Source organism: Oryzihumus sp. (genome assembly GCF_036391795.1).
GTDB lineage: Bacteria > Actinomycetota > Actinomycetes > Actinomycetales > Dermatophilaceae > Oryzihumus.
Genome location: NZ_DASVZH010000122.1, coordinates 1 through 12494, shown reverse-complemented (window position 1 = coordinate 12494; position 12494 = coordinate 1). Strand labels below are relative to the sequence as shown.

General features: G+C 72.6%; 12 protein-coding genes. 9 read left to right on the top strand and 3 right to left on the bottom strand.

Annotation, left to right across the window (positions count from 1 at the left end):
• The 9 genes from uvrC to VF825_RS07070 all read left to right on the top strand — a co-directional run.
• A partial coding sequence (uvrC, locus tag VF825_RS07110; protein ID WP_331111614.1) for an excinuclease ABC subunit UvrC occupies window positions 1–1825 on the top strand: 1825 nt, incomplete at its 5' end.
• Window positions 1826–1847: 22 nt separating this feature from the next.
• Window positions 1848–2735: an RNase adapter RapZ gene (rapZ, locus tag VF825_RS07105; RefSeq protein WP_414695788.1), complete on the top strand. Its 888-nt coding sequence runs from the start codon at window positions 1848–1850 to the stop codon at window positions 2733–2735.
• The gene (locus tag VF825_RS07100) at window positions 2732–3670 is read left to right on the top strand and encodes a uridine diphosphate-N-acetylglucosamine-binding protein YvcK (RefSeq protein ID WP_331111612.1); all 939 of its coding nucleotides are present in this window, start codon (window positions 2732–2734) and stop codon (window positions 3668–3670) included. The genes rapZ and VF825_RS07100 overlap by 4 nt, the downstream gene beginning before the upstream one ends.
• A 64-nt stretch (window positions 3671–3734) precedes the next feature.
• On the top strand, window positions 3735–4715 hold the full coding sequence (gene whiA, locus VF825_RS07095; protein WP_141788518.1) for a DNA-binding protein WhiA: 981 nt from the start codon (window positions 3735–3737) through the stop codon (window positions 4713–4715).
• A 128-nt stretch (window positions 4716–4843) separates the two neighbouring features.
• Window positions 4844–5851 carry a type I glyceraldehyde-3-phosphate dehydrogenase gene (gene gap, locus VF825_RS07090; protein ID WP_331111608.1) on the top strand — a complete coding sequence of 336 codons (1008 nt, stop codon included), beginning with the start codon at window positions 4844–4846 and terminating at the stop codon, window positions 5849–5851.
• Between the two features lie 5 nt (window positions 5852–5856).
• Window positions 5857–7068, top strand: a complete 1212-nt coding sequence (locus tag VF825_RS07085; RefSeq protein ID WP_331111606.1) for a phosphoglycerate kinase — start codon at window positions 5857–5859, stop codon at window positions 7066–7068.
• 82 nt (window positions 7069–7150) lie between these two features.
• A complete protein-coding gene (tpiA, locus tag VF825_RS07080) occupies window positions 7151–7957 on the top strand; it encodes a triose-phosphate isomerase (RefSeq protein ID WP_331111604.1) in 807 nt (268 codons plus the stop codon).
• Window positions 7958–8086: 129 nt separating this feature from the next.
• Window positions 8087–8335, top strand: coding sequence for a preprotein translocase subunit SecG (gene secG, locus VF825_RS07075; protein ID WP_331111602.1), 249 nt, complete (start codon window positions 8087–8089; stop codon window positions 8333–8335).
• Between the two features lie 69 nt (window positions 8336–8404).
• Window positions 8405–8755 (top strand): RNA polymerase-binding protein RbpA, encoded by a 351-nt coding sequence (locus tag VF825_RS07070; protein ID WP_331111600.1) that lies wholly within the window; start codon window positions 8405–8407, stop codon window positions 8753–8755.
• A 164-nt stretch (window positions 8756–8919) separates the two neighbouring features.
• Here VF825_RS07070 and pgl read toward each other — a convergent pair whose 3' ends face one another.
• From pgl to zwf, 3 genes are read right to left on the bottom strand one after another with little or no spacing between them, the layout of a single operon-like run.
• Window positions 8920–9699: a 6-phosphogluconolactonase gene (gene pgl / locus VF825_RS07065; RefSeq protein WP_331111598.1), complete on the bottom strand. Its 780-nt coding sequence runs from the start codon at window positions 9697–9699 to the stop codon at window positions 8920–8922.
• Complete coding sequence (opcA, locus tag VF825_RS07060) at window positions 9696–10823, bottom strand: glucose-6-phosphate dehydrogenase assembly protein OpcA (protein WP_331111595.1); 1128 nt, start codon at window positions 10821–10823, stop codon at window positions 9696–9698. The genes pgl and opcA overlap by 4 nt, the downstream gene beginning before the upstream one ends.
• Window positions 10820–12361: a glucose-6-phosphate dehydrogenase gene (zwf, locus tag VF825_RS07055; protein ID WP_331111593.1), complete on the bottom strand. Its 1542-nt coding sequence runs from the start codon at window positions 12359–12361 to the stop codon at window positions 10820–10822. The genes opcA and zwf overlap by 4 nt, the downstream gene beginning before the upstream one ends.
• Window positions 12362–12494 lie beyond the last annotated feature (133 nt).

The following is a 12494-nucleotide window of genomic DNA, read 5'->3' as shown; positions in this document are numbered from 1 at the left end:
CGTGGTCAGCAACGAGGTCGAGGCGCTGCAGCTGGAGTACTCCTGGATCAAGGAGTTCGACCCGCGCTTCAACGTCAAGTACCGCGATGACAAGTCCTACCCCTACCTCGCGGTGACGATGGGGGAGGAGTTTCCCCGCGCCCAGGTGCTGCGCGGTGCCAAGCGCAAGGGCACGCGCTACTTCGGCCCCTACGCCCACGCCTGGGCCATCCGCGAGACCCTCGACCTGCTGCTGCGGGTGTTCCCCATGCGCACGTGCAGCGGCGGGGTGTTCAAGCGCGCCGGCCAGGTCGGCCGGCCCTGCCTGCTCGGCTACATCGACAAGTGCTCGGCGCCCTGCGTCGGCCGGGTCAGCGCCGAGGAGCACCGCGCCATCGCCGAGGACTTCTGCGACTTCATGGCCGGCAACACCACCAAGTTCGTCAAGCGCCTCGAGAAGCGCATGAAGGACGCAGCCGCCGAGATGGACTATGAGCAGGCCGCCCGGCTGCGTGACGACATCGGCGCGCTGCAGCGGGCGCTGGAGAAGTCCGCGGTGGTGCTCGGGGACGCCACCGACGCCGACGTGTTCGCCCTGGCCGACGACGAGCTCGAGGCCGCCGTGCAGGTGTTCCACGTCCGCGGCGGCCGCGTGCGCGGCCAGCGCGGCTGGGTGGTCGAGAAGGACGACGAGGCCGTGCCCGACCTGGTCGAGCACCTCCTGCAGCAGGTGTACGGCGGGGAGTCGCCGGAGGGGGTCCCCCGCGAGGTCCTCGTCCCCGTCCTGCCCGAGGACGCGGCATACCTCGCGCAGTGGTTGAGCGCCCTGCGCGGCGCGCAGGTCGACCTGCGGGTGCCGCAGCGGGGCGACAAGCGCGCGCTGATGGACACCGTGCGCCGCAACGCCGAGCAGTCCCTGGCCCGGCACAAGGTCGCCCGCGCCGGCGACCTCACCGCACGCAGCCTGGCCCTGGAGGAGCTGCAGCAGACACTCGAGCTGACCGACGCGCCGCTGCGGATCGAGTGCTTCGACGTCAGCCACATCCAGGGCACCCAGGTCGTCGCGTCGATGGTGGTGTTCGAGGACGGACTGCCACGCAAGTCCGAGTACCGCCGCTTCATCGTGCGCGGCGCGGTGGGTGCCGATGGCGGGGGTGCCGACGGTGCGAACGGCGACCGCCCGGTGCAGGTGGACGACACCGCGGCGATGCGGGAGGTGCTGACCCGGCGGTTCCGGCGCTACCTCGACGACCGCTCCGAGGCCACCGACCTCGAGGTCGACGACCGGCTCGGTGAGGACGAGGACGGCCCGGCCGGCTCGCGGATCGACCCCGACACCGGCCGGCCGCGCCGGTTCGCCTACCCGCCCAACCTCGTGGTGGTCGACGGCGGCCTGCCTCAGGTCAACGCCGCGCAAGCGGTGCTCGACGAGCTCGGCATCGACGACGTCGCGCTGGTCGGCCTGGCCAAGCGGCTGGAGGAGGTCTGGGTGCCCGGGCAGGACTTCCCGGTGATCCTGCCGCGCACCAGCGAGGGCCTCTACCTGCTGCAGCGGCTGCGCGACGAGGCGCACCGCTTCGCGATCACCTTCCACCGGCAGCGGCGGTCCAAGGCGATGACCAGCAGCGCCCTGGACACCATCCCGGGGCTGGGCGCCACCCGGCGCAAGGCGCTCCTCAAGCACTTCGGGTCGGTCAAGAAGGTCCGGGCCGCCACGGAGGAGCAGATTCGCGAGGTTCCGGGCATCGGACCCGCGCTTGCTGCCACGATTCATACGACGCTGGCTGCCGAGCAGCAGACCGCGACGCCGGCGGTCAACGTGACCACCGGTGAGGTGCTGGACTGATGACGTGCAAAGGGGAGCACACGTGAGCGACACAGGCGGGCCCACCAACGCGCCGACCGACGTGGTGGTACTCACCGGCATGAGCGGCGCCGGGCGGTCCACGGCGGCCAACGTGCTCGAGGACCTCGGCTGGTACGTCGTGGACAACCTCCCGCCACAGATGATCCTGCCCATGGCCGAGCTCGCCGAGCACTCCCGCGGCGGGGTCTCCCAGCTCGCGGTGGTCGTCGACGTGCGCAGCCGCACCTTCTTCACCGCCCTGCGCGAGGCGCTGCAGACCCTGCGCAACCGGGGCTGGAAGCCCAACGTCGTGTTCGTCGACGCCACCGACGAGGCGCTCGTGCGCCGGTTCGAGAGCGTGCGCCGGCCGCACCCGCTGCAGGGCCACGGCCGGCTGCTCGACGGCATCACCCGGGAGCGCACGCTGCTCGGTGACCTGCGCTCCGAGGCCGACATCCTCATCGACACCTCGGGCCTCAACGTCCACCAGCTCTCCGCCAAGGTCTCCCAGGTCTTCGCCACCGAGGGCGGGCCGCGCCTGCGCCTCGCGGTGATGTCGTTCGGCTTCAAGTACGGCATCCCGCTCGACGCCGACCTCGTCTTCGACATGCGCTTCCTGCCCAACCCGTTCTGGGTGCCCGAGCTGCGCTCGCAGACCGGCAAGGACGCCTCGGTGGCCGACTACGTCCTGAGCCAGCCGGGCGCCAAGGAGTTCGTCGACCGGGTCGTCGACCTGATGGACCCGGTGGTCGGCGGCTACCTGCGCGAGGGCCGGCGCTACGTCACCCTCGCGGTCGGCTGCACCGGCGGCAAGCACCGCTCCGTCGCCGTGGCCGAGGCGCTCGCCGCCCGGCTCTCCTCCGACGAGGTGGCCACGATCCTCGTGCACCGAGATCTGGGCCGCGAGTGACCGGCCCGTCCGTCGTCGCGCTGGGCGGGGGGCACGGCCTGGCTGCCTCCCTGGCCGCCCTGCGCCACGTCACCGACCACATCACCGCCGTCGTCACGGTTGCCGACGACGGGGGCTCCAGCGGCCGGCTGCGACGGGAGTTCGACGTGCTGCCGCCCGGCGACCTGCGGATGGCGCTGTCCGCGCTCACCGAGGACACCGAGTGGGGCCACCTGTGGCGGGACGTGCTGCAGCACCGCTTCCACGGCGACGGCGAGCTCGGCGGGCACGCCCTCGGCAACCTGCTCATCGTGTCCCTGTGGGAGCAGCTCGGCGACACCGTCTCCGGCCTCGACATGGTCGGTCGGCTGCTCAACGCCCGGGGCCGGGTGCTGCCGATGGCGGCGGTGCCGCTGATCATCCGCGCCGACGTGCTGGGGGAGGACCCGGCCCGGCCGCTGGAGGTCACCGTCGTGAGCGGGCAGGTCCAGGTCGCCACCACCACCGGCCGCGTCCTGGGCATCGGCCTGGACCCGGAGGAGCCCCCGGCCTGCGCCGAGGCGGTCTCCGCGGTGCAGGAGGCCGACTGGGTCATCCTGGGCCCGGGGTCGTGGTTCACCTCGGTCATGCCCCACCTGCTGGTGCCGGGGCTGCGCGACGCCATCGTCGGCACCCGGGCCCGCCGGTTGCTCACGCTCAACCTGCAGATGCACACCGGCGAGACCGAGGGCTTCTCGGCCGAGAACCACCTCGAGGTGCTCGCCGCCCACGCGCCCGACCTGCACCTCGACGTGGTGCTCGCCGACCCGCGGGTGATCACCGACGAGAAGCTGCTGCGCCGGGTCTGCGAGGGCCTCGGCGCCGACCTCGTCGTCGCGCCCGTGGCCGCGACCGACCAGCCCGGCCTGCACGACGAGCTGCGCCTCGCCGCGGCCTACCGCGACGTCCTGACCTGACCGCCGGCAGGTTTGTTGCCACCTTCGGCCACGACCGGGTGGGACCGGATGGCAGGATGGCCCCATGGCGATGACGGCGAAGGTGAAGGACGAGCTCAGCCGTCTGCAGGTGACGAAACCCTGCTGCCGCAAGGCAGAAGTGTCGGCCATGCTCCGATTCGCCGGGGGGCTGCACATCGTCGGGGGACGCATCGTCGTGGAGGCCGAGCTCGACACGGCACAGGCGGCGCGACGGCTGCGCAAGGACATCACCGAGGTCTACGGCCACTCCAGCGACGTGATGGTCCTGGCGGCCGGCGGCCTGCGGAAGGGCAGCCGCTATGTCGTCCGCGTCGTGCAGGACGGCGAGGCGCTGGCCCGACAGACCGGCCTGATCGACACCCGCGGGCGCCCGGTCCGCGGGCTGCCGCCGCGGGTCGTCAGCGGGGCCGTCTGCGACGCCGAGGCGGCGTGGCGCGGCGCGTTCCTCGCCCACGGCTCGCTGACCGAGCCGGGACGCTCCTCGTCGCTGGAGGTGACCTGCCCCGGCCCCGAGGCCGCGCTGGCGCTGGTCGGCGCGGCCCGCCGGCTCGGCATCCAGAGCAAGGCCCGCGAGGTCCGCGGCGTCGACCGGGTGGTCATCCGCGACGGCGACGCCATCGGGGCGATGCTCACCCGCATGGGCGCCCACGACGCCGTGCTGGCGTGGGAGGAGCGCCGGATGCGTCGCGAGGTGCGCGCCACCGCCAACCGGCTGGCCAACTTCGACGACGCCAACCTGCGCCGCTCGGCGCGCGCGGCCGTCGCGGCCGGTGCCCGGGTCGAGCGCGCCCTGGAGATCCTCGGCGCCGACGTGCCCGACCACCTGCTCGACGCCGGACGGCTGCGCCTGGAGCACAAGCAGGCCAGCCTCGAGGAGCTCGGCCAGCTGGCGCAGCCGCCGATGACCAAGGACGCCGTCGCCGGGCGGATCCGCCGCCTGCTGGCCATGGCCGACAAGCGCGCCGCCGACCTCGGCATCCCGGGCACCGACGCCAACCTCACGGCCGACATGCTCGACGCCTGAGACTGCGCCGACCACCTGACGTCCTACCGATCGGTATCCCCTAGGGTCGAGACGTCGTTCAACAGCAGGCTCGCGCCGCGGTGGCGCGGGCCCGTGCACCATGTGATCGAGGAGAGGCTGGACCCCCAGTGACTGTTCGCGTTGGTATCAATGGCTTTGGCCGCATCGGCCGCAACTTCTTCCGCGCCGTCGAGGCATCCGGCGCCGACATCGAGGTGGTCGCCGCCAACGACCTGGGCGACCTCAAGACGATGGCCCACCTGCTGAAGTACGACTCGATCCTCGGTCGCTTCCCCGAGGACGTCACGGTCGAGGGCGACGGCATCAAGGTCGGCGACAAGACCATCAAGATCCTCGCCGAGCGCGACCCCGGCGCCCTGCCCTGGAAGGACCTCGGCGTCGACGTGGTCATCGAGTCGACCGGCTTCTTCACCGACGCCACCAAGGCCCGCGCGCACGTCGACGCGGGCGGGGCCAAGAAGGTCATCATCTCGGCGCCGGCGTCCAACGAGGACTTCACCGTGGTCATGGGCGTCAACCACGACGACTACGACCCCGAGGCGCACACGGTCATCTCCAACGCCTCCTGCACCACCAACTGCCTGGCGCCGATGGCCAAGGCCATCAACGACGAGTTCGGCATCGTCAAGGGCCTGATGACGACCATCCACGCCTACACCCAGGACCAGAACCTCCAGGACGCGCCGCACAAGGACCTGCGCCGCGCCCGCGCCGCCGCCCTCAACATGGTGCCGACCTCCACCGGCGCCGCGAAGGCGATCGGCCTGGTGCTGCCGGAGCTCAAGGGCAAGCTCGACGGCTACGCCATGCGCGTGCCGCTGCCCACCGGCTCGGCCACCGACCTCACCGTCGAGGTTTCCCGCGAGACGACGGTCGAGGAGGTCAACGCCGCCGTCAAGGCTGCCGCCGAGGGGGCGCTGAAGGGCTTCCTCACCTACAACGAGGACCCGATCGTCTCCACCGACATCGTCACCGACCCGGCGTCGTGCATCTTCGACGCGCCGCTGACCAAGGTCATCGGCAACCAGGTCAAGGTCGTCGGCTGGTACGACAACGAGTGGGGCTACTCCAACCGCCTCGTCGACCTCGTCACCTACGTCGGCAAGCGCCTCTGAGCCTGATGCGGACCCTCGACGACCTGCTGGCGGAGGGCGTGCGCGGCAAGCGCGTCCTCGTCCGCAGCGACCTCAACGTCCCGCTCGACGCCGACGGCGCGATCACCGACGACGGTCGGGTGCGCGCGTCGGTGCCGACCATCGAGGCCCTCACCGAGGCGGGTGCGCGCGTCGTCGTGTGCGCCCACCTCGGTCGGCCCAAGGGCACCCCGGAGGCGAAGTACTCCCTGGCGCCCGCGGCGGCCCGGCTCGGCGAGCTCCTCGGCGCCGACGTGCCGCTGGCGCAGGACACGGTCGGCGAGTCCGCCCGTGCGCTGGTCGACGGCCTCGCCGACGGCCAGGTCGCGATGCTGGAGAACCTGCGCTTCAACGCGGGGGAGACCAGCAAGGACGAGGCCGAGCGGGGCGCCTTTGCCGACGAGCTCGCCTCTCTCGCCGACGTGTTCGTGAGCGACGGCTTCGGCGTGGTGCACCGCAAGCAGGCCAGCGTGTATGACGTGGCGCAGCGGCTGCCGCACTACGCCGGCGGGCTGGTGCGGGCCGAGGTCGAGGTGCTTCAGCGCCTGACGCAGGACCCGCAGCGCCCCTACGCCGTGGTGCTCGGCGGTGCCAAGGTCAGCGACAAGCTCGGCGTCATCGCCAACCTGCTGCAGACCGCGGACCGGCTGCTCATCGGCGGCGGCATGGTGTTCACCTTCCTCAAGGCCCAGGGCCACGAGGTCGGCACCAGCCTGCTCGAGGCCGACCAGGTCGACACGGTCATGGGCTACCTGGCGCAGGCGCAGGAGCGTGGCGTCGAGATCGTGCTGCCGACCGACATCGTCGCCGCCGACGCCTTCTCGGCCGACGCGGCCCACGACGTGGTGGCCGCCGACGCCATCCCGGCCGACCGCATGGGCCTGGACATCGGCCCGGAGTCGGCCAAGGCGTTCGCCGCCAGGCTCGCCGACGCGCGCACGGTGTTCTGGAACGGCCCCATGGGCGCGTTCGAGATGGCCCCCTACGCCGCGGGGACCCAGGCCGTCGCCGAGGCGCTCGTCGAGGCGACGCGGGGCGGCGCGCTGACCGTGGTCGGGGGCGGCGACTCCGCCGCGGCGGTGCGCCAGCTCGGCTTCGCCGACGACCAGTTCGGCCACATCTCCACCGGCGGTGGCGCCAGCCTGGAGTACCTCGAGGGCAAGCCGCTGCCGGGCCTGACGGTGCTCGAGCAGGACTGACACCCGCCACACCGAACCACGCCGGTGGGCCGGGCCGGGCCACCCGGCCCGGCCCACCGTCATACGCATCCCGAGGAGCCCCATGGCAGCCAAGCCGGCCGGTCGCACGCCCCTGATGGCGGGCAACTGGAAGATGAACCTGGACCACCTGCAGGCCACGCACCTGGTGCAGAAGCTGGACTGGACCCTGCGCGACGCCAAGCACGACTACGAGGCGGTGGAGGTCGCCGTGCTGGCGCCGTTCACCGACCTGCGCAGCGTGCAGACCCTCGTCGAGGGCGACCGGCTGCGGCTGGCCCACGGCGCGCAGGACCTGTCCGTGCACGACGCCGGCGCCTACACCGGCGAGGTGTCCGGGGCGTTCCTGGCCAAGCTCGGCTGCACCTACGTGGTCGTGGGGCACAGCGAGCGGCGGGAGTACCACGGCGAGGACGACGCCACGGTCAGCGCCAAGGTCAAGGCCGCCTACCGCCACGGGCTGACCCCGATCCTGTGCGTCGGCGAGGGCCTGGACGTGCGCAAGGCCGACGGCCACGTCGCGCACGTGCTGGCCCAGCTCGACGCCGCGCTCGAGGGCGTCACCGCCGAGCAGGTGCGTTCGATCGCGGTCGCCTACGAGCCTGTGTGGGCCATCGGCACCGGCGAGGTCGCCACCCCGGCCGACGCCCAGGAGGTGTGCGCCGCGATCCGCACCCGCCTGGCCGAGCTGTACTCCGGCGACACCGCCGACGGCATCCGCATCCTCTACGGCGGGTCGGTCAAGGCCGCCAACGTCGCGGCGATCATGGCCGAGGCGGACGTGGACGGCGCGCTGGTCGGCGGCGCGTCGATCGTGGTGGAGGAGTTCGCCTCCATCTGCCGCTACCGCGAGCACGTCACCGCCGGCTGAGCCGGCGCCGACCCCTCGTCCCGACAGCGGCGGGTCGGTTGGTGGCCCCGGGGCCAGCAGGTAGGCTGAGCCCTTGGCGCGCGCGTGAGGCGTGTGCCCTCTGGTGAACTCGATGAGATAGGTGTGACCGTGACTGCGGTGAAGATCGGGCTGCAGGTCCTGCTCGTCCTGACGGGCCTGTTCCTGACCCTGCTGATCCTGATGCACAAGGGCAAGGGCGGTGGCCTCTCCGACATGTTCGGTGGCGGCATGTCCAGCGCCATGGGCGGGTCCTCGGTGGCCGAGCGCAACCTCGACCGCTTCACCGTCGCCGTCGGCATCGTCTGGTTCACCTGCGTGGTCGGCCTCGGCCTGATCGAGCGGTTCTCGCCGAGCTGACCCACCCCCGCCCGCGCGCCGACGGCGCGCCGGGCACGCACAACGAGCACGACGTCGAGGAGCACAACAGTGGCAGGTGGCAACGCGATTCGGGGCAGCCGGGTCGGAGCGGGTCCCATGGGAGAGGCCGAGCGGGGTGACGCCGCACCGCGCGTCTTCGTCTCGTACTGGTGCTCCAACGGGCACGAGACCCGCCCCAGCTTCGCCGAGGAGCCGGGCCTGTCGGTCCCGGAGACGTGGGACTGCCCGCGCTGCGGCTTCCCCGCCGGCCAGGACAAGGACAACCCGCCGGCCCCGCCGCGGGTGGAGCCCTACAAGACCCACCTGGCCTACGTGAAGGAGCGGCGCAGCGACGCCGACGGCCAGGCCATCCTCGACGAGGCGCTGCAGAGCCTGCGCGACCGCGGCCTGATCCAGTAGCGCCGAACCGCAGGGCCCCCCCGGGCCGCCCCGGAGGACCACGACGACGCCCCCGGACCCTTCAGGGTCCGGGGGCGTCGTGTGTGGCCGGTATGCCGTGTCGCGCACCTCCTGCAGGCGGTTGGCGTCGACCGGGACAGGCCAGGACCCGTCAGTTGCCCGTGTCAGGGACTGGCCGGACGGATGAGCTGACGGGGCACGTGCGTGGCCGCTTCCCGGTCCAGCAGCCAGGTCGTGGACCGGGTGCCGTGGACGCCCGCGGCGGGGGCCTGCATCTCGCCCGCACCGGACAGTGCCAGCCCGACGGCCCCGGCCTTGTCGGCGCCGGAGACGAGGAACCACACGTCCCGCGCCGCGCACAGCGCCGGGAACGTCAGCGAGATCCGCGTGGGCGGCGGTTTGGGCGCCCCGCGGACGCCGACCACCGACCGGTCGCGCTCGTGCAGCGCTGCGTGCTCGGGGAACAGCGAGGCCACGTGGGCGTCCGGCCCGACGCCGAGCATCACCACGTCGAAGGCGGGCACGTCGCGACCCGAGCCGGCCGCGGCAGCCAGCTGACCGGCATACCGGGCCGCGGCGGCCTCGAGGTCGGCACCGTCCGCGCCGTCGGGGCCGGGCATGGCGTGCACCCGGGCCGGCTCGAGCGGCACCGCGTCGAGCAGCGCCTCGCGGGCCTGGGTCTCGTTGCGGTCCGGGTCGCCGGCCGGCAGGAAGCGCTCGTCACCCCACCAGAGGTTGAGCCGGCGCCAGTCCACGGCGTCCCGGGCGGCGGAGGCGCCGAGCGAGGCGAGGATCGCCGAGCCCATCGACCCGCCCGTGAGGACCACGTCGGCCTCGCCGCGGGAGGCCTGGGCGTCGACGATGGCCGTGACGAGCCGGGCCGCCGCGGCATCGGCCAGCAGCTGCTTGTCGCGGTGGACGACGACGCTGGGGCCGCGGCTCACGCCTCGTCCCCGGTCTTGTCCTTGAGCTTGCGCGAGGCAGCCTCCTTGACCGCCTCGGTCGAGGGAGCCTCGGGCACCTCGGTCTCGACCATCTGAGCGCTGCCGTGCTTGCGCGCCTCCCGGGCCAGCCGGTCGGCCTGGCGGGTTGCCTCCTCGACCGACGGGGCCTCGCCCCTGGCCACGGCCTTGCTGGCCGTGGTCGAACGGCCCTGCGAGACCTTGGCCAGACCCTTGGTGAGCGCCTGGGCGTAGATCTCGTCGGGGTCGAGGCGGCGCAGCTCGTCGGCCAGGCACTCGGCCAGCCCCCGTCGGGCCAGGCCGATCCGCCGGACCGGCTGCCCGGCCTGGGTCAGCGTGGCGACGTTGCCGTCCGGGCGCACGAGGTCGACGTCCCCGCTGCGGCGCTCGAGGCGGACGCTGATCATGCCCGAGCCGGCCCGGGTGCGAGCCCGCTTGACCGGGCACTTGAGCATCTGCGCGATCCAGCCCGCCAGCAGGTCGGTCGAGGGGGAGTCCGAGCCGCCGGTGACGGTGGCGCCGACGACCGGCTCGAACGGCGGCTGGTCGAGGGCCGCGGCGAGCAGGCCGCGCCACAGGGTCACGCGGGTCCACGCCAGGTCGGTGTCGCCCGGCTTGTAGGTCTGCGCCCGGTAGTCCATCTCCTTGTGCGGGTTGCGCGCCTCCGCGGCGTCGGTGATCCGACGCTGGGCCATCCGCCCGATCGGGTCGGTCGACACCGGGTGCGGGGCCGCCTTGGGCCACCACGCCACGACGGGGGAGTCCGGCAGCAGCAGCGGGGTCACCACGCTGTCGCCGTGGTCGACCAGCGGGCCGAACAGGCGCAGCACGACGACCTCGGAGGCGCCGGCGTCGCCGCCGACCCGGATCTGGGCGTCGAGCCGGCTGGTGCCGCGCTTGTTGCCGCTGACCAGGGCGATGATCCGGCACGGGTGCTGGCGCGAGGCGTCGTTGGCGGCCTCGATCGCCTCGTCCGCGTCGGACTCGTCGACCACGATGATCAGCGTGAGCACGCGGCCGAGGGCCATCGCGCCGACGTCGTTGCGCAGCCGGACCAGCTTCTTGCTGACCGCCTGCGTGCTGGTGCTGGGCAGGTCGACGATCACGGCATCCTCCAGTGGCGTCCGTCGCGGAGCATCATCTCGTCGGCGCTCTTCGGGCCCCACCCACCCGCGGGGTAGGGCTCGGGACGACCCTGCCTGGCCCAGAACGCCTCGACGGGGTCGAGGATGTTCCAGGACAGCTCGACCTCCTCGTGGCGGGGGAACAGGGGCGGGTCGCCGAGGAGGACGTCGAGGATGAGCCGCTCGTAGGCCTCGGGGCTGGACTCGGTGAAGGCGTTGCCGTAGCCGAAGTCCATCGTCACGTCGCGGACCTCCATCGCGGTGCCGGGCACCTTGGAGCCGAACCGCATCGTGACGCCCTCGTCGGGCTGCACGCGGATGACGATGGCGTTCTGGCCGAGCTCCTCGGTCGCCGTGTCGTTGAACGGCAGGTGCGGGGCCCGCTTGAACACCACGGCGATCTCGGTGACCCGCTTGCCCAGGCGCTTGCCGGTGCGCAGGTAGAACGGCACCCCGGCCCAGCGGCGGGTGTCGATGTCCAGCTTCACCGCGGCATACGTCTCGGTCGTGGAGGCCTTGTTGATGCCGTCCTCGTCGAGGTAGCCGACGACCTGCTCGCCGCCCTGCCACCCGGCGGCGTACTGCCCGCGGGCGGTGGTCTGCTCCAGGTCGTGCGGCAGCCGGACGGCCGAGAGGACCTTCTCCTTCTCGGCGCGCAGGTCGCTGGCGGAGAAGGAGACCGGCTCCTCCATCGCGGTCAGCGCCAGCAGCTGCAGCAGGTGGTTCTGGATGACGTCCCGGGCGGCGCCGATGCCGTCGTAGTAGCCCGCGCGGCCGGCGATGCCGATGTCCTCGGCCATCGTGATCTGCACGTGGTCGACGTAGTTGGCGTTCCAGATCGGCTCGAACATCTGGTTGGCGAAGCGCAGCGCCAGCAGGTTCTGGACCGTCTCCTTGCCCAGGTAGTGGTCGATGCGGAACACCGAGTCCGGAGGGAAGACGCGCTCGACGATGTCGTTGAGCTCACGGGCGCTCTTGAGGTCGTGCCCGAACGGCTTCTCGATGACGACGCGGCGCCAGGTGCCCGGGTCGGGCTTGGACAGGCCGCTGCGGTCGAGCTGCTCGCACACCGTCGAGAACGCACCCGGCGGGATGGACAGGTAGAACGCGTGGTTGCCACCAGTGCCGCGCTCGGCGTCGAGCTCCTTGACCGTCGTCGCCAGCAGGTCGAAGGAGGTCGGGTCGTCGAACGTGCCGGGCACGAAGCGGAACCCCTCGGCGAGGTTGCGCCACACCTCCTCGCGGAACGGTGTGCGGGAGTGCTGACGCACCGCGTCGTAGACGATCTTGCCGAAGTCCTGGTCGGCCCAGTCACGCCGGGCGAAGCCGACGAGACTGAAGCCGGGCGGGAGCAGGCCGCGGTTGGACAGGTCGTAGACCGCCGGCAGCAGCTTCTTGCGGGCGAGGTCGCCGGTGACGCCGAACAGGACGAGGCCACACGGGCCGGCGATCCTGGGCAGGCGCTTGTCACGGGGGTCGCGCAGCGGGTTCTGTCCCTGCGCGACGCGAGCAGGGCTCATCCTTGGCCTTCCGGGGAGGAGGACGGTATGCCGAGTGCCTGGGTCAGCTGGGCCAGGCCGGCGTCGTGGTCGGTCAGGTGGAGGCGCAGGACCGGGCGGCCGTGGTCGGCCAGCACCTGCGCGTCACCGCCCG

Excerpts from the sequence above, each read along its gene's own strand:
- whiA (WP_141788518.1), top strand. The coding sequence starts at position 3,735 with ATGGCGATGACGGCGAAGGTGAAGGACGAGCTCAGCCGTCTGCAGGTG.
- zwf (WP_331111593.1), bottom strand. The coding sequence starts at position 12,361 with ATGAGCCCTGCTCGCGTCGCGCAGGGACAGAACCCGCTGCGCGACCCC.
- VF825_RS07085 (WP_331111606.1), top strand. The coding sequence starts at position 5,857 with ATGCGGACCCTCGACGACCTGCTGGCGGAGGGCGTGCGCGGCAAGCGC.
- tpiA (WP_331111604.1), top strand. The coding sequence starts at position 7,151 with ATGGCAGCCAAGCCGGCCGGTCGCACGCCCCTGATGGCGGGCAACTGG.